Genomic DNA, 24,578 nt, shown 5'->3' with positions numbered 1-24,578 from the left:
AGGACTTTTTCATTGCTTTATTTTAAGTAGGCCTAGATGAGTTATGCAGATTCTATGTTGACGAGCGTTACATGCGGACGCTGCTGCTCCAGCGCATCCAGATTCAGACTTGCGCATATGAGGCGAACTTGTTCTTCCGCCAGTTTACGCGCATCCTCGTAAGTAAGTTTAAATTGAATACAATACGAAATAAGGCCGTGTAATGACATAAACAAATTCCATGGAAGCGTGAATTTCTTGCTCTCGGCTTCCGGTTGACCAGAAAGCACCTGTCTGAGGACGATAGCGAACATTTCCAGGCACTGGGCTTGCTCCGTACGTGAGTATTGCTGCAGCTCAGGCTCGTGGATCATGAACATCATTTCATAATGATTCGGATTACTCAGACCAAACCAGATGAACTCCAGCATCAGCTTCTGCAGCAGGTTTACCGTGAAACCATGCTCACGGAGCACCATTTCCCGCTGACGCTGCAGCAGCATGGAGAAATCATCCTTAATTAACGCATAAAACAATTCAGCTTTCTCGTTAAAGTGGTAATATAACGCGCCATGGCTGTACCCCATTGCTTTTGCGATGCTGCGCATCGTTAAAGCGCGATAACCAAAAGTATTGAATAATTCTCGCGCTTCCGTGAGTATTCTCTCTCTGCTAAGCTCTTGCGTGACTGCTTTCCTCGCCATTCTAATCCCTCCGCGTCCTCAGCTCTGTATGAAATTGTGTTTGGTGCCAGAACCTGCCTTTTAAGCATCCTCTTAAGGTAGGTTCTTATGGATCATATATTCGTTCTCACCTACATGAATAACACCTTGACCTTGCGTTACGTCTGTTGCCCAACTAACAAATGAATCTGCTTCTTCCGCTAACGGGTAACACGTCACGATCACCTTATCCGTGAACTGTATCTCCCCAAGCAGCATACCCTGATTTCTTAGCTCATTCTCCAGCTTGCCGTACCACGTATAGTCAACCTCGATCTGCACTTGCCGATGGTTGACCTTGTAGATCGGCTGCGCCGCTTCAATGCCTGCCACGGCTCCGTCCGTATATGCTCGAACGAGTCCGCCCGCGCCAAGCAGGATTCCCCCAAAGTAGCGGGTAACGACAACAGCTACATTCTTGAGCCCTTGATGCTTGATCACTTCCAGAATCGGCTTGCCCGCCGTTCCGCTCGGTTCCCCGTCATCAGATTGCTTCTGAATCTGATCCCTTTCTCCGATTACATAGGCAGAACAGTTATGGGTGGCCAGCTTGTGTTCCTTCTTGATCGCTTCAATAAATCGGATAGCTTCTTCTTCTGACTCTACCGGTTTGGCATGACCGATGAAACGCGACTTCTTGATGATGATTTCCGACGATCCGTACGATTGGATGGTTTTGAAATGTGCTAGCATAGCCGACCTTTCTTGGTAGAAGGAAACATCTGTTTCATTTCATTCTACACGCATCAGATTACTTCGACAATATAGAAAGAAAATTTACCATACAAATAATGGCAAAACAATCCTCGTAAATGATGGAAAAAAAACGACCCCTCCGCAAGGAGTGATCGTTTTCAGGTAACATTTATTGCTGCAAGCGTGCTTCCAGCTCTGCTTTTTCTTTCTCGTAACCCGGTTTGCCGAGCAGGGCGAACATATTCTTTTTGTATGCTTCAACGCCAGGTTGATCGAAAGGATTCACGCCCAGCAGGTAGCCGCTGATTCCGCATGCTTTTTCAAAGAAATAAACCATGTATCCAAACGTATAAGGCGTCAGATCCGGCAGCGTCACGATCAGATTAGGAACCCCGCCGTCCGTATGCGCAAGCATCGTGCCTTGGAATGCTTTCTTGTTCACGAAGTCCATCGTTTGACCGCTCAAGAAGTTCAGACCGTCCAAATCATCTGGATCTGTACCGATTGTGATGTGATCAGCGACTTGATCGACTTGAATGACCGTTTCAAACAGGATGCGGTTGCCGTCTTGAACGAACTGACCCATGGAGTGCAGATCCGTCGAGAAATCCACGGAAGCCGGGTAAATTCCTTTGTAATCTTTGCCCTCGCTCTCGCCGAAAAGCTGCTTCCACCATTCTGAAACGAAGTGAAGAGACGGCTCGTAGTTCACCAGAATTTCGATCGTCTTGCCTTTGCGGTACAGCGCGTTGCGAACGGCTGCATATTGATAGCTGAGGTTCTCGCTCAGGTTCGGGTTCGAGAAATCTTGGCGCGCATCAGCTGCGCCTTTCATCATGGATTCGATGTCAATGCCTGCAGTCGCGATCGGCAGTAGGCCTACAGCTGTCAATACGGAGTAGCGTCCGCCAACATCGTCCGGGATAACAAATGATTCATACCCTTCAGCATTGGCAAGCGTCTTGAGAGCGCCTCTAGCTTGATCCGTTGTTGCGTAAATACGTTTACGTGCAGCTTCCTTGCCGTATTTTTTCTCCAGAAGCTCACGGAAGATGCGGAATGCAATCGCAGGCTCTGTCGTTGTTCCGGATTTGGAAATGACATTCACGGAGAAGTCCTTGCCTTCCAGAAGCTGAAGCAGGTGTGTGACATATGTAGAGCTGATGTTATTTCCTACGAAATAAATCTCAGGCGTTTTACGTTTATCTTTTGGCAAAATGTTATAGAAAGAGTGGGACAGCATCTCAAGAGCTGCACGCGCACCAAGATAAGAACCGCCAATGCCGATAACAACCAGAACGTCGGAATCGGATTGAATTTGCTTAGCCGCAGCTTGAATTCGTGCAAACTCTTCGCGATCATAGTTCTCCGGAAGGTCAACCCAACCCAGGTAATCGGAACCTGCGCCGCTTTTGTTATGCAGCTGCTCGTGCGCCAGCTTTACTTGCCCAGACAAATAATCCACTTCATGCTGGGATAAAAAGGATAAGGCCTTGCTGTAATCAAAGTATAATTTTTTACTCACGATGATCTCCTCCAACTCTATATTTTTCCTTTTCCTAGCATACTTATTTGCCCGTCCAAATGCAAGCGAAGAAGGCATTCACAGGGCTTATTTCCCATGATAAAATATGGTAAAATTAAGCTTGAGGTGATTGTTCATGAAACGTATCGGCTTTATCGGACTTGGTACCATGGGTAAGCCTATGGCCGCCATTCTGATTCAAAAAGGATATTCCGTAACCGTATATAATCGAACAGCTGAAAAAGCGGACGAGTTGGTCCGTCTGGGCGCTGAAGCGGTCCATACGCCAGCGGATGCGGCTCGAATGTCTGATGTACTTATTACGATGATCAGTAACGACGCTGCGCTTCTGGAGACGTTCTACAGTGAGCAGGGCATTCTTAGCGGCTTGCAACCTGCGCTCACCATTATCGACTGCAGCACCGTGGCGCCGCGGACAAGCCAAAAGCTCGCGGAAGAGCTGTCGGCGCATTATGTCGATTTTCTTGATGCGCCGGTTACTGGCAGCAAGCCTGCCGCGGAAGCCGGTACGCTGACCTTCATGGTCGGGGGCAGCAAGGAAGTTTTTGACGAGCACCAGGACGTATTCCAAGCACTTGGCAGCAAGATCTTACATATGGGACCATCCGGTTCCGGTTCCTATGCCAAACTGGCCCACAACACGATGGTGGGCATTAATCTGGTCGGCTTGTCCGAAGGACTAGCCATTGCTACCAAGGCAGGTCTGGACCCTGCCCAGTTCCTCGAAGTTGTCAGCGCAGGCTCGGCAAACAGCCGACAAGCCGAGCTCAAAGGCGGCAAAATCGTCGATCGCGATTTCAGCAACCAGTTCTCCCTGAAGCTGATGCTGAAGGATCTCCTGCTCGCGCAGGAGTTGACAGGCCAGTTCCAACTGCCGACCCCGCTCCTGCATGCGGCCACGGGGTTGTTCCAAATGGGCCTCAGCAAAGGCCTTGGCGAACAAGATCTAAGCTCGGTCGTGCAGTGCTACGAGGACTGGATGGGGCAGCCGGTTGCTAGGCCGAGCAAAGCTGCCGTTGAGGCTGCTGAATCTGCCAAGCCGGCTTCGCCGCTTGCCGGCCGCGAACGCCGCCGCAATACACGCGTGAAGCTGGATATCAAGCTGATGCTGTCCATCTATCAATGGGAGCAGGAAGGGGCTTTCTCCGGGCAAAACATCGAAGGCACACTCTTTGACTTGTCCGAGAGCGGCCTGCAAATCACGTCCAACTTCCCGCTTGCTCCTGATATGTTCATCGTCATCCACTTCCCACAGGAAGCTGAGCTTCCTCCGATCACGGCTCGTGTGATTCGCGTCGAATCAGGCGGCGAGCAGTTCCGCTACGGCTGTATGCTGTCCGGCCTTCCACCGTATGTGCGCCTCAAGCTGGAGCAGTATATTGAGGCTAATATTGAGCGGGCGCTGTAGGATCCAAATTCATGATTAACAAATAGAGAGCCGTCCCGAAAATCATGAACATGATGAAGGGACGGTTCTTTTCTTGTTAGGGCAGTTTTGATTTCGCGAAGCCACGCTATCTTTTCAATTGAAAAAGTTTCATGCCGCCATCAAGGAGCTCTAAATCAAGCGTCATATCAGTACTGGAATACTGTGTCTTACTGAATACTTCCACGACCTCCGTATCGCGAGTCAAGTGAAGCGTAAACCTCACTGGACTAAATGCATTTATTCCTATATATGTGTCGTTTACGAATATCGGTGCATCCCCATCATAATAAATATGTACTCCCGCTTCTTTCGCTATTTCCCGCAATATGTTTCCTGGCAGGTTACCTGCTCCTGAATAAATCGACATACTTTCTCCGACTTTTTTCTTCCCCAAGGCCGCATACCCACTGTTATGGTAATATCCACAAATCTCTGCATCCTTGTCGATAATTTGAAAGTTCGGAGCCATCTTCCGTGAAAAACCGTAACTGATCATCTCTGCAACTATCACACTATCACCTTGAAAAACTACATCTATTAGAGACTCCTCCTGCTTGTTCCTTTGAACCTGAATTCCAGTCGTAGCAGATATCCCCTCCTCAGAAAGACCTAGCTCAGTAACAAAACCGCTGGCATAAATCCAAAGGAAAGTCTTGCCTTGCGTCTTCAATTGATGCTCGATGAATTGTCTCTTCTCCATTGGCATCAGGAACGTATTTAAAAAGATATACAACTTATACCTTTCATGATCCATATTCGGGTGATCTATGTCATTTAATGAAATCAAATCGAATGGAGCACCCATCCTGCCAAGTCCGTCACGTTGTGCAGACAGGAGATCATTATTTAACCTTGAGTCAGCCCCAACGTAATACATAGAAATCGGATCTGCGATCACGACGATTTCAGCAACCGATTTAGAACCCGAACGAGTAGACGTGTTTGCAATTTCTATCATATTATGAATTTCCCGCATCATGCCTTCGGAGTAGAACCAACCCTCAAACATATCAAACCACCAAATTCCTGTACGCTTTGTGAGCATCATAGCAAAATCTCTGCGCATGACGTTAATGGTCTGTTGTTCGTCTGAGTATTTGCTCTCAAAGCCGGGTATCGGTTTACCCTCGACATATTGTGGGGCCAAATGAGTGATGTGATCAAATTCAAGGAAATGCAGCTTGTTCCGCAGATCTAAAGAATCGACCATGGTCATCATTGCACTGGTCCCATCAACCTGTCGAAACCAGTAGGACGAAGGGGAAGCAAAAATGTCAATATCAGGCGAATCGAATAATGATTCGTATGCCAAATGCCCTTCATGCAATAAGCGGTGGTCGGTCAATTCAAGTAAATATCCGAAATAAATCCCTAGCAGCTTTTTATGCTCGATAACTTTTTGGATATGACTAGAAAAATAACTCACAGTATCGGCAATCAGTTCATGATGAAATTTCCAGTAAGCAATTGCAGTCGCATCTTTCACCGGATCGCGGAATGCACCGTCGCTTGTTCTATCTCGTTCTTCCTGATTAGGAATTCGGATGTTTGTATTCCCCATATACGTTCGAAAAGCCTCCTCTTTGAGAGGATGCGTCTCTCCATGATCCTGCGTGCTGAACCACTCTGTCGTGGTTCCGCCTTTGAGTATATAGCCGACAATTTTATTACCGTACTTACTCTCACAATACGTCATAAAGTCATGTACATATCGGGCGGTATCCTCCCGCCATTTCCGGTACCCCGCAATTTGTGAGAGATGAGTAAACGAATTGGGACATTCGGGATGATCGAGAAGCCACCAAGGTCTTGTGTCTACTTGAAACATGATGAAGAAGTAGGCTTCAGGAGCATGTTGGATAAACATCTCCAGTTGACGATCTAGTGCTGAAAAATCATACTCCCCGTATCCGTTCCATACGGAACCGAACAAGGAATAAGGAACATCCAGAGAACAATTAATGTCGCTAGTTAGAACACTCATCAGACGAACGCCAGCATTATAAAATTCCCGAATATTCCTCTCTGTCGGCCGGAAAGATCGAAAAGCGCAAGGAGAACAGATTTGGTGATCGATCTCGATCTTCATAATACCTTGGTCTCGAACAAGCTTGCATTCCAAAGTACAATTCCTCCAATCATCTTTCTTCATCAATATCCGTATTGGTTATAATCTGAAGCTCACAATTCTTTGGGACAAGTTGGCTGCTGCTGCCACCGTCAACAACTAACCGAGCTCCTGTTATCAGCCTGGATTCTTCCCCGGCAAAGAACAAAACCGCGTTGGCGACATCTTCAGATAGGAGTTCTTTACCTAATGGGATGTTCCGCCTTCTTTGCTCCACTTCGTTCTCAGTTAATCCGTCCCATCTTGTTGTTCGTACGTACCCAGGGACAACCGTATTCACACGAATCCCATATTCTGCAAGATCCAGCGCCATTGCTTTCGTAAGAGCATCCACCGCGCCCTTACTTGCCCCGTAAGCACTTCGATTTCTCAATGCATGCTTAGAAGCGTTGGATCCAATATGAACGATAGTCCCTCCTTGGCTTTGTCTCATCATTCTTGCCGCATATTGCGACACTAAGAAAAGTCCGTTTACGTTCACATCGATAACCTGTTTAAAGCGTCCATACGGCATATTCAGAAAATCATACCCTAACCCCTGGTCACATGCGTTATTTACTAAAACATGAAGGGTACCCAACTTCTGTTCCACAGCATTGAATATTCGTTTTACATCATTAGGATCGGTGATGTCCCCGGGCGCTTCCAAAATCTCTGCTTCCGGATATTTACTTTTTAGCCGACCTGTTGCAGCTTTGACATCCTCACCATGCAGGTCATTGATTACTGTCCTAGCTCCTTCCTGAATAAACCGTTCAGCAATACCATATCCGGTATGAATCGCAGCGCCTGTTATCAAAACTGATTGACCAAGAAATCTCAAAGGAAGAATCTCCTTTCGTTTGTGCATACATAGTGTTCCTTAGAAGTACGCCTTCGCCTCAGGTGGACGAATCTGTGTCAGCTGTCCATTGTAGTGCCTTAATTGAATGGGTTGATACGGGTGTTTGGCTGCCTCATCCAGATTCAGCTCGATTCCCAATCCGGCTTTGTAAGGAATAGAGATATAGCCATCTTCAAAAACCAGTTGCTCATTCGTCAAACTTTGCCGCCACGGGACATCAGTCACCATGATTTCTAGGATACTAAAATTCGGTACACAAGCAGCCAACTGCAATGTGGTCGCATTCGCTACCGGGCCGCTTGGGTTATGTGGGGCAAATGGCAAATGATAGGCCTCCGCCATCGCTGCAATTTTCTTGCATTCCATGATCCCCCCTGCATGGCTCACATCCGGTTGAATATAATCTACCGCCTTCCTCTCCAGCAATTCTTTAAAAGCATACTTCGTATATAGTCTCTCTCCTGCAGCAATCGGCACGTTCGACTTCTGTTTCACTTGGGCTAGACCATCCATATGATCAGGCGGGATCGGCTCTTCAAAGAACATCGGTTTAAAAGGCTCCAACTCCCGTGCGACTTTGATCGCTGTCGGAACGTTAAATCTTCCGTGCCCTTCTATTAAAAGATCGATCTCGTTGCCAACCGCATCCCTAACTGCCGAAATACATGCTATCGATGCATCCAGTTCTCCATTTGTGATCTCCATGTAAGCTTTTCCGAAGGGGTCCCACTTCAAAGCTTTAATTCCTCGCTGCACTGCTTCTTTGGCCTTCTGGGCGAATTGAACCGGTTGGTTCGCTCCCGCGAACCAACCGTTGGCATAGATTTTGACTTTATCCCGGCATTTACCACCTAGAAGACGGTACACCGGAACGCCTAAATCTTTTCCGTTAATGTCCCACAAGCATGTTTCCACTGCACTTACCGCCGACATCAGAACAGGTCCTCCCCGCCAATAGGCGTCCCGATACATCATCATGTAGTGCTGCTCAATATCCAGCGGATTTTTCCCGATTAAATATTCTTTTAAATGATCAATCGCGCCGACTACCGCCTGTTCTTTATATTCCAAAGTCGCTTCTCCAATTCCGGTAATCCCAGCGTCCGTGTGCACCTGAACGAATATCCAATTAGTTCGGAATCCGTAAACGACATAGGTTTGGATATCGGTTACTTTCATTGTTCACCTCATGAGATACGACTTATTGAACATTAATTCACTTTGTTTTCTTTCTTATAAATGGCCGTTGCCTGTTCAATCCACTTCTTGCCGCCTGCGTCCAGATATTTCTTTTTAAATTTCTCATACTCATCGTCCAAATTTCCTTTGGATGCTACAAGCGTGACCAGCATCTCTTTCTCGATATCATTCAGAATCTTTCCGATTTCAACTTCAACGACAGGTCTCTCGTAAATATATCCGTCATTCATCGCATTATCATTGCCTAATTTTATCGCATCCTGCGTGGGTTTATTTAACATTATCTGTTCGGCGCCGCCAATCCGGTAACTAATCGCACTATAAGCAAATCCGCCCTCATTCCGCTGCTTCGCTGCATCTTGATACGGAGGTATCCACTCGACTTTGCCATCTTTCATCGTGTAGTGTTTGCCTTCAATACCCAGATAAGTGAGCTTGTCGCCTTCCTCGCTATTTAAGAAATTGAGCAGTTTCATAGCCTCTTCAGGATGCTTGGATGCTCTGGTGATTCCAAAGAACGTTCCGGTATCTCGAATGACCCTAGCTGTCCCGCCCTTGCCTTGGGGTCCTTTAAGTACCGTGAAAGCCCACTCCGGCTTCGGATCTTTATAGCGGGATACCCAGTTATTAGATGTGCCTACCGGTGTAAAATCATAGACTCCGATTGTACCGTTCCACAATTTTTCGAATGATTTCATAGCTGGAATCGTAGGGAAATCCGGATCCAGAAGTCCTTCTTTATACAGTTTATTTAAGAATTTAACAGCGTCCAAATATCCAGGTTGCAGTGGTGTGGGCAGGAGCTCTCCGTTAACATATTGAGGTCTGCCAGGTATTCCGAATGCAACTCCATATGCTGCAAAAATGTGATTCAGCGTTATGGTCTGCTCTAATGTGGCTCCAAGTCCCAATGTATCGTTCTTCCCGTTACCGTCAGGGTCCTTTTCCACAAAAGCCTTTAAAACGTTATAGTATTCGTCCAGCGTGGTGGGTAGATTCATCGCCACTTTGCTTAACCAATCTTTGCGTAATGCCAGCACTGATGGATAGCCTAATCCCATGGGAAGCGCGTAAACCTTGCCATCGAGCGTTGCATTTTTTCCAAAATAGGCCTTCTTATTGTCCAAGATGCTCTTACCATGCTGTTGAAGCAGCTCATCCAATGGAATAATCACTTTGTTGTCAACAAGCTCTTTCAATTTGACAGAATCGAATTGAATGATGTCCGGCATGTCGCCTGAGGCGATCATTACATTCAGCTTGTTCTGAATTTCACCGCCCTCCACAGTGATAGGCTGAAAATCAATTCCCGTACGTTTGATAATCTCCGCTTTGACGGGATTATCCTCCGGAAAGTTTGTTGTGCGCTGGTGCAGCACCTTAATGGTAACGGAGGTCTTAGGCGTTTCTTTGGGAGCCTCTGAAACCGTTGCATTCGCTGGACTGCTTGGGCTGCTCGGTTTAGCCGTATTCTCCCCCGGTGTCGATGTACATGCTGTTACACTCCCAAGCAATAACACCGCAAGTAATCCCGCCGCTGTTTTTCGCCATGCACTTTGATGACCTTTCATTTTTTAGAATACCTCCCCATGATCACTTTATTTGTAGGATGGCCTGCCTTACGGTGACCGTCCTAGAAACCGGGTGGAATTATCCTTTGACCGAACCTATCATGATGCCTTTGACGTAATATTTTTGAATAAATGGATAGATGATCAGCATGGGCAATACCGAGATGACGACCGTTGCCATTTTGATCGACTCTTCCGTCACGCTGGCAATACCGGATTGAAAACTTTCAGTCCCGCCCAATTGCTGCAGGGAACTCGTGGCTAACATTCCTTTAAGGAATACCTGAAGCACCTGCTTGCTAGGCGAGTTAATATACAAGACGGCATCAAAGTAGGCATTCCAATGTCCCACTGCGTAAAACAAGGCAACTGCTGCAATGACTGGCTTGGAGATAGGAATGATAATCGAGAATAGAGTACGTAGAGGGGTAGAGCCGTCCAGATTGGCAGATTCCTCGATTTCTGGGGAAATACTTTGGAAGTAATTTTTCATGATGAAGAAATTCCATGCACTGATGGCCCCTGGGAGAATTAATGCCCATGGCGTATTGATCAGCCCGAGCGACTTTACGAGCAAATAACTCGGAATCATTCCGCCTTGAAACAGCATCGTGAAAAAGATAAACAGTGTGAGCTGCATTCTTCCAACGAATCGCTTGTTCGCCAGCGGGTAGGCCAAAGTAGCAGTGAGTACAACGTTGATGGAGGTTCCGATTATGAGGCGAAATAACGAATTTCGATAAGCTTGAAAAATACCGTCGCTTTCCAGCAGCATTTGAAATGATAAGAGGGAGAAGCCTTTAGGCCAAAGAAAAAGTCCGCCCCCAATGGATTGCTTCGGGTCGCTGAAAGCATACATCAGCACATGCCAGAAAGGGTAAAGAGTTAGCAGTGAAAAAAACAACAATAATACGTACAAGGTGCCGGTACCTAACGTTTCACTGAGTGTTCGCTTCACATCGGTATCTCCTTATTTCAGCTTTCCCTCTAAAAGAGACCGCTTTCATTATCAATTTTCTTGGCTATATAATTGGTTACTAAGACCAGAACAAAAGCAATTGCCGCTTTAAACAGGCCGGCAGCTGTGGACAAACTGAATTTGGCATCTTCAAAAGCTAATTTATAAATGTACGTATCCAGGATTTCACTAACCTCGTAAACGAGCGGATTATATAGGGCAAAAATTTGTTCAAGCCCCGCGTTTAAAATTTGCCCCATTCGGAAGATCAGCAGAATCACAATCGTAGTTCGTAAACCGGGCAGCGTGATATGCCAGATTTGTCTTAACTTTCCCGCTCCATCGACCTTGGCTGCTTCATACTGATGTGGATCGATTGTGGCTATCGTCGCCAAATACAAGACGGTGCCAAAGCCTGCCTCCTTCCAGATGTTCGATACGACCAGCAGTCCTCTGAAATATTCTTTGCTTGATAACAGGTTGGTAACGGTGCCTTCGTAACCAAATGCTCTGGCAAGCTCACCGATTACCCCCGTAGATGGCGACAAAATGGCAAACAAGATGCCGCCGATAATGATCCAGGAGACGAAATGCGGCAAATAGATCGTTGTTTGAACGAACCTTTGGTAAAGAGCATGCCGAACTTCATTTAACAGCAAAGAAAGAATAATCGGAACCGGAAAGGCAAACACCAATTGATATATACTGATAATCACCGTATTTTTCAATGCGCGGGTGAAGCCGTATGTGCTGAACAGCTTTTCAAAATTCTCGAATCCGACCCATTCACTGCCGAAGAAACCCTCGTATATCGTGTAGTGTTTAAACGCTATCAAAACGCCATACATGGGGATGTAATCGAAGATTAGAAAATACAAAATGCCAGGTACGGCCAGCAGGTACAAAAGTTTATCTTTCTTGATTACCGTCCATGTTTTGTTCATTACGGTTCACTCCTTTCGATCGCATGTGGCGTTACCATTTATTCCGTAAGCGTTCTCATTCGTAGAATCAAATCATCCTTTGCTTCCTTTACATGCTTTTCGGTGACTGTAGCAGCTAGCTGCACATCTCGCTGCTTCAAGGCTTCGATTATTTGTCTGTGATCGCTAATTATTTCTTTGACTCGTTTATTGCTGAAACCGAATTTGCTTCTTAGGCTATCGATGAGACCCCAATGCTGATCGATAATTTTAACTGCTTCGGGATTATGGGCTGTGACATTGATGATAGAATGAAATTTTTCATTTAAATGAAGCGCTTCTGACATTTTGTCGCTTTCCACGGCAATTTCATAGTCGTTCTGTATTTGTTCTAGCACGCAAATTTGAGACTCAGTCATGTATTCAATGCTTCTTCTTACGAGCATAGTTTCAATAGCCATCCGCACGTCATACATGTTTGAAATGAAATGTTCGTCTAACTTGCGTACACTAGCCCCTTTTTGCGGTAGCAAACTCACAAGCCCTTCACCCTGAAGCTGTTGTAACGCTTCACGAATAGGCATCTGACTCACTCCGTATCGTTGAACCAGTTCGGCAACTACAAGGCGTACACCAGGTGCAAATACGCCAGTCAGGATATCTTCTCGAATTCGGTCACGTACCCTGGCGTATGTCGTATCGTTCATACCGGTAAAATGCATAGCTTTAACCCTCCCTTGATAATATATATTTGATCAAATATATATTATGCCGTTGAATCAATTTTGATATTGTATCAAATATTCATAAATAAAAAGAGCCTCTCGATTCCGAAAGAATCAAGAGGCTTTTTTACACCTAACCAAAAGTATTTATGGAATTCTCAAACACCGAGTTTTATTTCTATTCTCTTCCCCGCGCTTAAGCACGTATGAAGGATGTGATGTGCGATCACCAGCTTAAAGTAACGTAAACCAAATTTTGGAAAATCAAAGAACCTCCCTAGTCTCATTCGTGGCATTTATCCACTAGAGACCAGGGAGGTCAAAATGATTTGAACCTGTTACTCGCTGATATAAGAGCAGATGTAGTCGCTCACTGTTTTTACGTCTAGCTTGAATTTCGTGTTCGCCGGAACGGTAAATTCACCTTGTTCGTTGATAGAAATCCACTCACTGCTGCCTGGCAGTAATACGTTCAGCTCCCCAGACTGAATTTCCATAATTTCTTTCACGTCTGTTCCGAACTCATACTCACCGGGCATTAGAATGCCAAGTGTTTTTTTTGTACCATCTGCGAATTGCACTGTGCGGCTCGTTACTTTACCGTCGAAGTATACGTTGGCTTTCGTCAACACCGTTACATTTTCAAAGCTGGACATCGTTCGTATTTCCCCCTCATAATGACTTGCTCATGAAATACGCGGCGTGAAGTCAATAACGACGTTTCCCACACCGCGTACGCATTTTTTTAAGATAACAGAGCTTTCACTCTTGCAACAACATTCTCAGGCGAGAATCCATACTCTTTCAGCACGAGATCGCCAGGCGCGGATGCTCCGAATGTGGAAATACCAAGAACAGAACCTTGGTCGCCAACATAGCGTTCCCAACCAAGCGGGTAAGCCATCTCGACAGCAAGACGCTTTTTCACTTCCGGCAGGATGACGGAATCTTTGTAAGCTTGCGGCTGCTTCTCGAACAGCTCTAAGCTCGGCATGCTGATAACGCGTACGTTAATGCCTTCTGCTTGCAACAATTTTTGCGCCGCGACAGCGAGCTGCACTTCGGATCCCGTTGCAAGGATTTGCGCATCCGGCTTGCCGCTCACTGCATCGGATACCACGTAAGCACCTTTGCTAAGATTAGTTTTCGCGCCTTCTACCGTACCTTCGAGGATCGGGAGGTTCTGACGGGTGAGCACCAGCGCTACAGGACCCTCGTTTTGAGTCAGGGCATAGCGCCATGCTTCAGAAGTTTCGTTCGCATCAGCCGGACGCAGAACAGTGATTCCCGGGATGACACGCAATGCAGGCAGCTGCTCAATCGGCTCGTGTGTTGGGCCGTCTTCGCCGACAGCGATACTGTCATGCGTCAGCACGTATACAACCGGTAGCTTCATTAAGGCAGCCAAACGGATGGAAGCACGCAGGTAATCAGAGAATACGAAGAAAGTTGCTCCGTATACTTTGATACCGCCATGCAGAGCCATACCGTTCATCGCCGTACCCATACCGAACTCGCGCACACCGAACCACAAGTTGCGACCCGCATAATTGCTGGCGCTGTAGTTGGATTCGCCTTTAATCATCGTATTGTTCGAGCTTGCCAGGTCAGCGGATCCGCCGATCAACTGCGGCAGCTTGCAAGCGATGGCATTGATGGCATTACCGGAAGCCGCACGAGTCGCAAGAGGCTTGTCCGCTGTGGTGTACTTAGGCAGCTCCGAATCCCAGCCGGCAGGCAGCTCATTACTCACCGCCATGCTGAATTGTTTGCCAAGCTCCGGATAAGCTTTGATATAGTCAGCCATCAGATTGCTCCAAGCTTGCTCCGCCTCAGCACCCGCAACTTTGATTTCGTTATAGTGCGCTCTTACTTCGTCCGGCACGAGGAAGTCAGGCTCCTCCGGCCAGCCGTAAGCTTGCTTTGTCAGCTTCACTTCCTCGCCGCCAAGCGGGGATCCGTGAGGGCCAACGTGTCCGCCTTTGCCGCCTTTGTTCGGGCTGCCGAAACCGATTGTCGTTTTTACTTCGATCAATGTCGGGCGCGTTGTATCAGCTTTCGCTTCAGCAATCGCTTTGGAAATAGCAGCCAAATCATTCTGCTCTTCTACACGCAGTACTTGCCAGCCGTAAGCTTCGAAACGTTTCTGCACATTCTCGGAGAACGCCATATTCAGCTCGCCGTCCAGCGAGATATCGTTTGAATCATAAAGCATGATCAGTTTGCCAAGCTTCAAGTGACCTGCCAGGGAAACCGCCTCGGAAGAAACGCCTTCCATCATATCGCCATCGCCGCAAATCGCAAACGTGTAATGATCAATAACAGGGAAGTTCTCTTTGTTATAAGTCTCTCTGAGGTGCGCCTCAGCCATAGCCATACCAACAGCCATACCCACACCTTGTCCAAGTGGACCTGTTGTTGCGTCAACGCCTGGTGTGTGACCGTATTCCGGATGACCCGGCGTTTTGCTGCCCCATTGGCGGAAGTTTTTGATTTCTTCCATCGGCAGGTCATAACCGCACAGATGAAGCAAGCTGTATAGCAGCATGGAACCATGGCCGGCGGAAAGAACGAAACGGTCGCGGTTGATCCATTGCGGATTCGCAGGATTGTGCTTCATATGCTGCTTCCATAGCACATAAGCCATTGGCGCCGCACCCATGACCATACCGGGATGGCCTGATTTTGCTTTCTCTACGGCATCGATACCTAATGTGCGGATCGTGTCGACCGCGAGCTGTTCGATTGTTTTGCTTGTTGCTGTCATTGTACATACCCTCCTATATTTCTATGTATTCGGCAGTTGCCTATTTGTACATATAAGTTACTTTTCTAACTTGCATTATTGTACCATTTGCTTTGAGGGTTTGCCACATTAAACCGCTAAATTCATCTTCTATGAAGCTGATTGAAACTATCGTTCGTGTAAAAGTTATATTTCCTTCTGAAATTCCCGAAACATTTTGTATCATCCCACGTCTAATTTCATAGATATGCTAATGAAACCAGCTTTTCAAGGAGGTGCCTACCGTGTCAACCGCTTGGACGGAACGTGAAGTCATTCACTTATTAAACCGGACAGCTTTTAGCGTAAATCGTGAAATTATCGACGTTTGTTTATCATATGGCATGGAAGAAACAGTCAATCAGCTTATTGCCGGAAGACCTCTTCTTCCCGCAAAATCCGCGCCTCTCGTCCCGATTGAGCAGTTAAAAATGGGCTCAGGAACTCTGAAACCGGGACTTCTGGACGACCAGAGTCTTTACTGGCTGTATCGAATGATGAATTCGAGCGCTCCGCTGATTGAGAAGATGGCCTTATTTTGGCACGGACACTTTGCTACATCTTTCTACAAAATACAGAATGTATCGCTCATGCTCAAGCAAATCGATATGTTTCGCAATCATGCTCTCGGTTCCTTTCGCGATCTCCTCCTTTCCGTAAGCAAAGATCCTGCTATGATGCTCTGGCTCGACGCGGGCTATAACAAAAAAGGAAACCCTAATGAAAACTATTCTCGCGAACTTATGGAATTATTCACACTGGGGATCGGCAATTATTCAGAGCAGGATGTTCGTGAGGCTGCGAGGGCTTTTACCGGTTGGAGCTACAATACGGAAACCTATAAGGTTGTTTTCAACGACAAACAATTTGATAGCGGAACGAAAACCTTTCTTGGAGAAACAGGGAACTTTGGGATGGTCGAGATCATCGATATCCTGATCAAACAAAAAGCTTTATACACCTTTCTTGCACGCAAACTGCTGCAAGCTTTTGCCGTCGAGAAGCCTTCAGAAACCTGGATATCGCAATTTGCATCTCAGCTAAGCCAAGCCAAAACCATCGGTGAAGCGATGAAAATGCTTTTGATGTCCGATGAGTTCTATCAAGAATCCACGGTTATGTCTCTCGTTAAATCCCCCCCCGAGTTTATGACCTCCATTATCAAAACGCTTTCCCTACCATTGGATATTCATTTTATATATGCCATTAAGGAAATGGGGCAAGAATTATACGCTCCTCCCAATGTAGCAGGATGGCCTGGACATGCTTCGTGGTTGACTACGAACTATTATTTAGCGCGCTTCCAGTTTGCTGAATACGCATCCTCACGAGTCACCAAGTGGTTTGCCCCTTGGGACAAACCGATTGGGGCTGAGGCTATAATTAAAGAATGGTGCCGACTTCTGGGGATTGGCAAATTGAGCGAAGCTTCATTGAATGGACTTCTTACATATGCCGCCACCGCCCCTGATCCTACAAATTTGAAAGTAGATGCCAAACGCAAATTGCTACAACTGCTGCTCATGTGCCCTGAAGCCCAGCTTAAATAAGAGAGGAGGTCCGCTTATGAAACTAACGAGAAGACAATTTTTAAAAAAAGGCACAGGGCTTTTGGCAACCCTGAGTTTTGGCGGTGCTGTTTTCGGAACGGATGCCGATTCGCTCTTGTTTGCGGAGTCAGCCGTCAGCAAGCCGGCAGTCAAAGACCCGATACTGGTCGTTGTTCAGCTTTCCGGAGGAAACGACGGCTTGAATACATTGATTCCATATGGAGCAGGCGAGTATTACGATGCTCGTCCTACCTTAGGCTACAAGCAAAGCCAGGTGCTCGCCATCGACAATCAGCTCGGATTTCATCCCAAGCTGAAAGAAATGCACCGTTTGTATAAAGAAGGAAAAATGGCTATTATCCAAGGCGTAGGCTACCCGAATCCGAATCGTTCGCATTTTCGTTCTATGGATATTTGGCAAACTGCCGAACCTGAAAAACAATATATTAGCGGATGGTTAGGCCGTTACGTAGATCTGTCGAAATTATCCACCCCGCTTCCGGCCATACAAATTGGAGATAAGGCGAACAAAGCTTTGTATACACAACGCTACGATGTTCCGGTCATTCAATCGTTAGGGCAATTCCGAGTGTTCAATCCCAAGCAAGCCTCCGATGATAACGGCAAGCTAACACAAATATTGAAGGACATATACAATGCACCGGTGAAGCCGGAATTTCTCCGCGTCGCAGCCCAAAGAGGCAAAAGCGCCTTTATTTACGCCGAGGCTATCGAGTCCATGGCCAGTAAATATCAGCCGCAAGTCACGTACCCTGACTCTAAATTCGCCAGCCGTATGCAGCTGATCGCCAAACTGATCTCCGGCAAATCCGGTACACGCGTTTACTATGCCGAGCTTGGCGGGTTCGACGATCACGCGAACGAATGGCAGCAGCATAATAGGACGCTTAGCGATCTTGACGGCTCTTTGAGCGCTTTCTACAAAGATTTGCAGGCTCAACAGATGAATAACAATGTCGTCGTCATGGTTTTCTCAGAGTTCGGCCGTCGTTTAAGGGAAAATAGCAGCGGAGGTACGGATCACGGAACGGCAGCACCCGTTTTCGTCCTTGGCGGCAACGTCAAAGGCGGCTTGTACGGCGCATATCCGAGTTTAAGCAAGCTGGATAACGGCGATTTGAAGTATTCCGTAGATTTCCGCTCTATCTACTATACGCTAATAGATTCATGGCTTAAGGGGGATGCGCAGGGGACTCTTTTCAAATCTTACGAAAAAATCCCTTTCATTTAACCCTGCCTGCAGCCATATAAACAGCAAAAAAGGCTGAGCCCGGATCATATATCCGGGTTCAGCCTCTTTTTTCACTCCTATGAGAAAACGACAGTTTTGTTATTATGAACAATAATGCGGTCTTCTACGTGCCATGCAACTGCTTTGGCCAACACGCTGCGTTCAATTTGCCGTCCGATTCGTTTCAAATCTTCCACGTTATCCCTGTGGCTTACGCGCTGTACGTCCTGTTCGATTATCGGTCCGCCATCGAGCTCTTCAGTGACATAGTGCGCAGTGGCTCCGATGATTTTAACGCCGCGGTTATGCGCTCTATCGTACGGTTTTCCTCCGATAAACGCCGGAAGGAACGAATGGTGGATGTTAATGATTCTGTCTGCATAATGCTGAATGAAAGACGGCGATATGATCTGCATGTACCTGGCCAGGATGATAACATCCACATTGTCTCCAAGTATGGACAACTGCTTCTCTTCAGCTTCCTGTTTGGTATCAGCGGTAACCGGGACATGATAAAACGGAATTCCGAACGAATCCACAAGTGGTTGCGTGTCCGGATGGTTACTAATGACCGACGCGATCTCAACATCCAAGTCTCCGGAGCGCCAATGCCATAACAGTTCCAAGAGGCAATGGTCCTCTTTTGAGACAAATATGGAGATACGTTTCTTTCTGCTGGTTAAATTCAGTTTCCAATCCATTTGGAACTTATTCGCTACGTGTGTAAAATCACGCTGAAAACGTTCAATATTTTCCTCGATATCCGGCAGATCGAACTCGATGCGGATGAAGAACAATCCGCCTTCAGGATCCATCGTATATTGATCGGATTGTACAATGTTCGCACCATGTTCAAATAAAAATTGTGATACTGCAGCCACGATGCCTGGTTGATCCGGGCAAGAAATAAGCATTCTGGCGCGATTACTTGTTGTTCGTTCTACTTTTTCCACTTCTATAATCCCCCGTTATCTATCCGAACTTGTTACTTCTTCAAGGCGTTTTTACCGGCCAGCCAAACAGTCAGCCTTTGATTGATTTGTTCCTCGCTAAGATCTGGGAATAACCGCTCTTCGTGAAGCAAATCATATAATCGTTCCATCGGCTCTCTGCCGTCCGTTTTCTTGGCTTTGGCGTCCGTTTTCAGCAGATCCCATGTATTTAAAATAAAGTCGCGGTGATGAATGTCTTTCTTTGTGAGCAAATGATCGATGCGCTCAACATGATCAAGAAAATCATCGCCGAAACGCCCGTTCAAATTACGGGAGAGCAGTGCAATCTCCGCTTCGTACATCGGACGCTGCGTTTTATCTTCCTTGCCAATCCAAGGCGTCTCCAGGATCATCGGCAAATGTTTAAGCTTGTCGTGATGAACGACATTGTTCATGGCTTCATAACCGATCCAACCGGAACCTACAGGGGCATGGCGGTCCTTAGAGGCTCCCCGCGGATTTTTACTGTCGTTCAGGTGGATAACCGCAATGCGATCTAAACCTACTACGCGATCAAAATGATCCAAAACACCGTCGAGATCATTAATGATGTCGTAACCGGCATCGTGTACGTGGCAAGTATCCAGACATACGGTCAATCTGCCGTTATCTTCTACTTTCTCGATAATAGCGGCAATCTCCTCGAAGCTTCTGCCCACTTCCGAGCCTTTGCCTGCCATGGTCTCCAGTGCAATGTTCACTTTCGTATCTTTCGTCCCTGCTAGAACTTCATTGAGCCCTTCCGCAATGCGGTTCACCCCGTATTCAGCATCCTTGTCCGTGTATGCGCCAGGGTGAAGAACGATATTGCGCACTCCAAGATAATCGGTACGGCGGATTTCTTCTTGAAGGAAATTCACAGCAAGCTCAAAAGTATCCTCTTTGTAAGATCCCAGATTAATGATATAAGGAGCATGTACGATTATCTCGTCAATTCCATGCTTGTCCATCAATGTCTTGCCCTCTTCGATGTATTGGGACTCAATCGGCTTGCGCCGGGTATTTTGCGGTGCGCCCGTGTAAATCATAAATGTGGAAGAACCGTAGGAAACGGCTTCCTCGGCTGCATTCAACAGCCCTTTATCCGAGAACGAAACGTGCGATCCAATTTTCGGCATGTTTCTAGCTCCTTTACATTTGATCAGTTCTTTGTCTATTTTACTAAGAAAGTCGCAAGAAATCTAGAAATGAGATATAATTTAATTTGGTAATGATCGTTATAGAGGTGAAATTAACAATGAGCAATTCCGCTTTCATGTGGTTTATCATTTTTTGGGTGTTCGTCCTGCTGTTTTTCATGTCGGTAGGCGGTTATTTTATGTTCCGCAAATTTCTCAAGGTGCTGCCAAAAGAAGACGGTAAGTCAAAGCTTGACTGGCAGAACCACTATGTCGAGTCTTCTCGTCACTTATGGACCGATGATTCGAAAGCATTTCTCGATCAGCTTGTTTCCCCTGTGCCAGCAGCATTTCGTGATATCGCCAAGCATTCCATCGCCGCTAAGATCGGTGAAGTTGCATTGGAGGAGTCGGCTACCGAAGTGACACGGGAACACTGCATCAAAGGTTACATTCTGGCAACACCTCGTAGGGATTACAGGAGCTTGACCAATTTCCTGGATAAGCATCAGATCGATTACAGCGCATACAAGCATCTATTAAATTGATGAAATGACAGCTGTTCCAGACGAGTCCAATGGACTATATGGAGCGGCTTTTTTTGTATCATAACCGTCTATATAGGTCCGACAATTCATTCCATTATCTAGCAAAATCTGTTAAGCTAAAATAGAGGATTTCATAGGTGATATTGTTGGATTTCCGATATTTCCCTCAAATTTTGCAATAATATGAAGGAGGCCATGCACTTATATTGGTTCTAACAAGTACTCGCTTAAAGGAGAATGATTGTGAAACGAATTGTTAGTCAGTTATTATGTCTAGGGCTTTTGTGGTGCCTGTGTCCTCATGCGTCGATCGCAGCGATACCGGCGACAGTGGAAGAAATAAAATCGATGTATAATGTGATGGATGCCAAGTACGGAGCAATCGGCAACGGCATTGCAGATGACAGCCTAGCCATTCAGAAGGCGCTCGATCAAGCCAAAAATGCCGGCGGCGGAACGGTCTTCTTTCCAAAAGGAACTTATAAAACGACAAGAAACCTGTATATCTACAATAATACGAACCTTGTCGGATATTCAGCCAAAATATCGAAGACAGACGGCGGACTCGGCTATACCGTACTAATGATCATGGCAAGACAAAACAATATTACAATAGAAGGCCTTTGGCTGGAAAATTTAAGCATGTCGGACAGCATGATGATCGATATCGCTAACGGATCATCAAACATCGAAATCCGCAGCAATACATTCACCGGTTCCAGAGCGCAGGCGGTCAATATCAATGCCGCTGATATTAGTCAGGTGATCGTAGCCAACAATGAATTTAAAGAGGTCGGATATGGGGTTTTGACTAACCGCAATGCCAATAATTTAAAGGATTTGCGGATTGTCGAGAACAATTTCGCGGGTATTTACGCTGATGCGATCGAAATCAACCATCCCGGCGGACCTGAAACGGTGAAGGCCAGCAACATCGTGATCGCGAACAACCACATTTCGGTGCCTCCCGAGTACGGAAGCGGCTTGTCGAGCGGTTTTGGAATCGGTATTGCAGGCGCCACGGATGTAACAATAATCGGCAATACCATTGAAAACGTACGCTATGAGGGGATTCACATTGAAGATAATGCCAAAAACATATCGATCGTCGGCAACGTTATCAACGGTGTGAAGAGCAACCCCGATAACGGACTTAATTCAGGTATTTTTGTACTTGATGGTGATTACATAACAATTTCCGGAAACTCTATATATAACGCCACGGATTACGGTATTCATTTGGAAATCGACCCTAACAATTCAGCGAGCAATACAGTGATTACCGGCAATACGGTTAGCAATAACACTGGTGGAGGCATGAAAATTGTTGCTCAAGGGACAGCGAATCTGGTCGTATCGGAGAATATCGTAACAAATAATACAGGGCATGGAATTCTCGTCGGGGGCAAACAGGACAACCTGCGTTTGACGAGTAATACGACGAGGAACAACGGCGGATTCGGACTTTATATGTATTCGTCGGGAAACAGCTGGATGATCTCCGGCAATTCGTTCCAGGGTAATAAAACCGGAGATATCGGTTACGGCAGCTCCTTCACAGTACCGGTCAACATTAGAGATAGTGGGACTAGTATGCAGGCCAAAATCAGTTCAGGTTATACACCATTATTGAATACATTCTCATTAGGTTCTTCCGCAGATGGGATCTTGTCAGTTGTTACGAAGCATAATATGGTGCATACAAGTCAGATGTACAAGATCATTTGGAATGGATCTGTCTTAACCTCTTCAAAGCTTGGCGGTGAGCAATACGGTAACATAGAGATATTATCCCCGCGTATGAACGGAAAACATCTTCAGGTTCAAAGTAAACTGAATGCGCCTGACGGCGCTTTGATCCATTTTGACGTTCAATTTGACGGCATGATCCTGTTTAAATAATCAAACTCAGAGCTGTTCCAAATGTACATGTTTGGAAGCAAGCTCTCCCCAGAAATGATAGCGCTTCCATTTCTGGGGATTATTTAAGTTGATCTTACGCCAAAAGCGGCAGATCAACCCTATAATTCATATAGCCGGTCGGTGAGTCCATCAGAATATTTTCTTTCTGACAATCCTTATGAGCGCATGACTTACAGTGAGCCAGCGGAATTTTTACTTTATAATAACCTGTTTTAAATACGCATTCGGCGTGGAATTTACTTACAATTGAATTACACCCCACACAATATACTGTTTCAAAAGCATCCACATCTATTCCCCCTTGTTTTCGTTGCGTAATGTCGCACATTGTTACATAATGTATACATTAAACATTATATGTTACAATATGTAACAAATCAAGGGGTTATTCCTTATTTGCTCGAATTCTTCTACGAATTGCTACAATAGCAGCTGCTAATGACGCGCCAATTACCACACCCACACCATCTATTATAATATCTCCCATTTTTGGAGTTCTGCTAAACACGAAGCGCTGGTGATATTCATCCGCCGCGGCAAAAATCAGGCATAGGCTCATAGTAATCATAAACACTAAGAACGGGCGTTTTTTCAAAAGTAAATTGAGAAGCAAGTAAACCAAGAGCCCAAAAAAGGCGTATTCTACGACATGCGCCAGCTTTCTGATTACAAACTCAACAAGTTCCGATACCCCGTTTTGCCTTACATTGATCATCGTGCCCTCGTATGTAAATTTAACATCCTTAAAATAATGAGTCCACTCTTTAGGTATTCGGCTTTTTAGCCATGGCCTTAAGTTTTGTTGATCATAGGACTGAGACGAGAATACATAAATCGTCCCCATCCATGTCATAATGAGCGCTGCGATCAAGTATATTTTCCCTTTGGACTTCCTAGTATTTGCTCTCATGCGATCTACCTACTTTATTATAGTCTTTTTTGTAAACTCATCCTTCATGATTTCAAACCACATCTTATAACCGGCCTCGGTCGGATGTACGCCATCCTTGTTCAGCACCACTTTCAAGTCGGCATTGTGAGCTTTAAATCCTTCATAAATGTCGATAAACAGCCAACCCTTTTCGGTTACAAACTCACGCGTCTTCTTCACGTAATCCTCAAAATCGAGCCCTTGCGAATTGGGACCTACATCTACTCTTGGATTTGGCGTCATGACAATGATGATGACATCGGGCAATTCCTTACGGAAAGTTTCGACAATAGTCGATATATTGCCAAGTGTCTTTTCGATCGGCAGCGCTTGTCCGAAGTCGTTAATCAGACACGTCTCGAAGATTACGACATCCGGTTTTTGAGTGATGACCGCCCCTACTTTGTTCTTAACTTGCTCCGTACTGTAGCCGCTGTACCCATTGTTGGTCAGCGTAATTTTCATTCTGCCGTCCAATTTCGTCAAGTCATCCCGCAGCATCGAGCTCCAGCTTTTGTCGACATGGCTAACTCCTGCGCCGGCCGTAACGCTACTCCCGATCGTTGAAATCTTAACGCTGCCCTTGAATACATGAATATCACGAATGATATCGACAATGGACAATGCCGGCCCACTCACCGCTTCTTTCGGCTGATTGGACTGATAATACCAATTGCCCCCCAAAAATATAGACGCGGCCACAATAAACAATAGTCCTGCTGCTTTCAGTTTGATCACAAACTCCTCCTTGCTCATAC

General features: G+C 46.1%; 22 protein-coding genes. 5 read left to right on the top strand and 17 right to left on the bottom strand.

Annotated features, from left to right (window positions below):
• Positions 1-41: 41 nt before the first annotated feature.
• The 3 genes from ICC18_RS06730 to ICC18_RS06720 form a co-directional block, all read right to left on the bottom strand.
• A complete protein-coding gene (locus tag ICC18_RS06730) occupies positions 42-683 on the bottom strand; it encodes a TetR/AcrR family transcriptional regulator (RefSeq protein WP_188173596.1) in 642 nt (213 codons plus the stop codon).
• 72 nt (positions 684-755) lie between these two features.
• Positions 756-1,394 carry a YigZ family protein gene (locus ICC18_RS06725; RefSeq protein ID WP_188173595.1) on the bottom strand — a complete coding sequence of 213 codons (639 nt, stop codon included), beginning with the start codon at positions 1,392-1,394 and terminating at the stop codon, positions 756-758.
• A 172-nt stretch (positions 1,395-1,566) separates the two neighbouring features.
• The gene (locus ICC18_RS06720; RefSeq protein ID WP_188173594.1) at positions 1,567-2,922 is read right to left on the bottom strand and encodes a glucose-6-phosphate isomerase; all 1,356 of its coding nucleotides are present in this window, start codon (positions 2,920-2,922) and stop codon (positions 1,567-1,569) included.
• Between the two features lie 136 nt (positions 2,923-3,058).
• On the opposite strand from ICC18_RS06720, the gene ICC18_RS06715 reads away from it, so the two are divergent.
• The gene (locus tag ICC18_RS06715; RefSeq protein WP_188173593.1) at positions 3,059-4,351 is read left to right on the top strand and encodes an NAD(P)-binding domain-containing protein; all 1,293 of its coding nucleotides are present in this window, start codon (positions 3,059-3,061) and stop codon (positions 4,349-4,351) included.
• 106 nt (positions 4,352-4,457) lie between these two features.
• Here ICC18_RS06715 and ICC18_RS06710 read toward each other — a convergent pair whose 3' ends face one another.
• The 9 genes from ICC18_RS06710 to tkt form a co-directional block, all read right to left on the bottom strand.
• The gene (locus tag ICC18_RS06710) at positions 4,458-6,305 is read right to left on the bottom strand and encodes a hypothetical protein (RefSeq protein WP_188173592.1); all 1,848 of its coding nucleotides are present in this window, start codon (positions 6,303-6,305) and stop codon (positions 4,458-4,460) included.
• Between the two features lie 205 nt (positions 6,306-6,510).
• The gene (locus ICC18_RS06705; protein WP_188173591.1) at positions 6,511-7,323 is read right to left on the bottom strand and encodes an SDR family NAD(P)-dependent oxidoreductase; all 813 of its coding nucleotides are present in this window, start codon (positions 7,321-7,323) and stop codon (positions 6,511-6,513) included.
• Between the two features lie 39 nt (positions 7,324-7,362).
• Positions 7,363-8,523 carry a galactonate dehydratase gene (gene dgoD / locus ICC18_RS06700; RefSeq protein WP_188173590.1) on the bottom strand — a complete coding sequence of 387 codons (1,161 nt, stop codon included), beginning with the start codon at positions 8,521-8,523 and terminating at the stop codon, positions 7,363-7,365.
• A 32-nt stretch (positions 8,524-8,555) separates the two neighbouring features.
• Positions 8,556-10,115: an extracellular solute-binding protein gene (locus ICC18_RS06695; protein WP_188173589.1), complete on the bottom strand. Its 1,560-nt coding sequence runs from the start codon at positions 10,113-10,115 to the stop codon at positions 8,556-8,558.
• A gap of 79 nt (positions 10,116-10,194) precedes the next feature.
• Positions 10,195-11,073, bottom strand: coding sequence for a carbohydrate ABC transporter permease (locus ICC18_RS06690; RefSeq protein WP_188173588.1), 879 nt, complete (start codon positions 11,071-11,073; stop codon positions 10,195-10,197).
• Between the two features lie 29 nt (positions 11,074-11,102).
• Positions 11,103-12,017, bottom strand: coding sequence for an ABC transporter permease (locus ICC18_RS06685; RefSeq protein ID WP_188173587.1), 915 nt, complete (start codon positions 12,015-12,017; stop codon positions 11,103-11,105).
• Positions 12,018-12,055: 38 nt separating this feature from the next.
• On the bottom strand, positions 12,056-12,718 hold the full coding sequence (locus ICC18_RS06680; RefSeq protein ID WP_188173586.1) for a GntR family transcriptional regulator: 663 nt from the start codon (positions 12,716-12,718) through the stop codon (positions 12,056-12,058).
• Positions 12,719-13,059: 341 nt separating this feature from the next.
• Positions 13,060-13,377 (bottom strand): pyrimidine/purine nucleoside phosphorylase, encoded by a 318-nt coding sequence (gene ppnP / locus ICC18_RS06675; protein WP_188173585.1) that lies wholly within the window; start codon positions 13,375-13,377, stop codon positions 13,060-13,062.
• Between the two features lie 89 nt (positions 13,378-13,466).
• A complete protein-coding gene (gene tkt, locus ICC18_RS06670; protein ID WP_188173584.1) occupies positions 13,467-15,488 on the bottom strand; it encodes a transketolase in 2,022 nt (673 codons plus the stop codon).
• Positions 15,489-15,751: 263 nt separating this feature from the next.
• On the opposite strand from tkt, the gene ICC18_RS06665 reads away from it, so the two are divergent.
• Both ICC18_RS06665 and ICC18_RS06660 read left to right on the top strand, forming a co-directional pair.
• On the top strand, positions 15,752-17,056 hold the full coding sequence (locus ICC18_RS06665; protein WP_188173583.1) for a DUF1800 domain-containing protein: 1,305 nt from the start codon (positions 15,752-15,754) through the stop codon (positions 17,054-17,056).
• 16 nt (positions 17,057-17,072) lie between these two features.
• Positions 17,073-18,308, top strand: coding sequence for a DUF1501 domain-containing protein (locus ICC18_RS06660; protein WP_188173582.1), 1,236 nt, complete (start codon positions 17,073-17,075; stop codon positions 18,306-18,308).
• Positions 18,309-18,385: 77 nt separating this feature from the next.
• On the opposite strand, the gene purU is transcribed toward ICC18_RS06660, so the two are convergent.
• Together purU and ICC18_RS06650 are read right to left on the bottom strand one after the other, a co-directional pair.
• Positions 18,386-19,261, bottom strand: a complete 876-nt coding sequence (gene purU, locus ICC18_RS06655) for a formyltetrahydrofolate deformylase (RefSeq protein ID WP_312029495.1) — start codon at positions 19,259-19,261, stop codon at positions 18,386-18,388.
• 32 nt (positions 19,262-19,293) lie between these two features.
• Positions 19,294-20,418, bottom strand: a complete 1,125-nt coding sequence (locus ICC18_RS06650; RefSeq protein ID WP_188173581.1) for a deoxyribonuclease IV — start codon at positions 20,416-20,418, stop codon at positions 19,294-19,296.
• A 119-nt stretch (positions 20,419-20,537) separates the two neighbouring features.
• Between ICC18_RS06650 and ICC18_RS06645 the strand changes: the two genes are divergently transcribed.
• Positions 20,538-20,966 (top strand): DUF2621 domain-containing protein, encoded by a 429-nt coding sequence (locus ICC18_RS06645; RefSeq protein ID WP_188173580.1) that lies wholly within the window; start codon positions 20,538-20,540, stop codon positions 20,964-20,966.
• A 243-nt stretch (positions 20,967-21,209) separates the two neighbouring features.
• A complete protein-coding gene (locus ICC18_RS06640) occupies positions 21,210-22,868 on the top strand; it encodes a right-handed parallel beta-helix repeat-containing protein (RefSeq protein ID WP_188173579.1) in 1,659 nt (552 codons plus the stop codon).
• Between the two features lie 94 nt (positions 22,869-22,962).
• On the opposite strand, the gene ICC18_RS06635 is transcribed toward ICC18_RS06640, so the two are convergent.
• From ICC18_RS06635 to ICC18_RS06625, 3 genes are all read right to left on the bottom strand, one after another.
• Positions 22,963-23,178 (bottom strand): hypothetical protein, encoded by a 216-nt coding sequence (locus ICC18_RS06635; protein WP_188173578.1) that lies wholly within the window; start codon positions 23,176-23,178, stop codon positions 22,963-22,965.
• 96 nt (positions 23,179-23,274) lie between these two features.
• Positions 23,275-23,799, bottom strand: a complete 525-nt coding sequence (locus ICC18_RS06630) for a VanZ family protein (RefSeq protein WP_188173577.1) — start codon at positions 23,797-23,799, stop codon at positions 23,275-23,277.
• A 9-nt stretch (positions 23,800-23,808) separates the two neighbouring features.
• Complete coding sequence (locus ICC18_RS06625) at positions 23,809-24,558, bottom strand: SGNH/GDSL hydrolase family protein (protein ID WP_188173576.1); 750 nt, start codon at positions 24,556-24,558, stop codon at positions 23,809-23,811.
• Positions 24,559-24,578 lie beyond the last annotated feature (20 nt).

The sequence above is a fragment of the Paenibacillus sedimenti genome (assembly GCF_014534655.1).
Lineage (GTDB): Bacteria > Bacillota > Bacilli > Paenibacillales > NBRC-103111 > Paenibacillus_E > Paenibacillus_E sedimenti.
The sequence above is the reverse complement of the archived record's forward strand: the minus strand, read 5'-3'. Positions and strand labels throughout refer to the sequence as shown.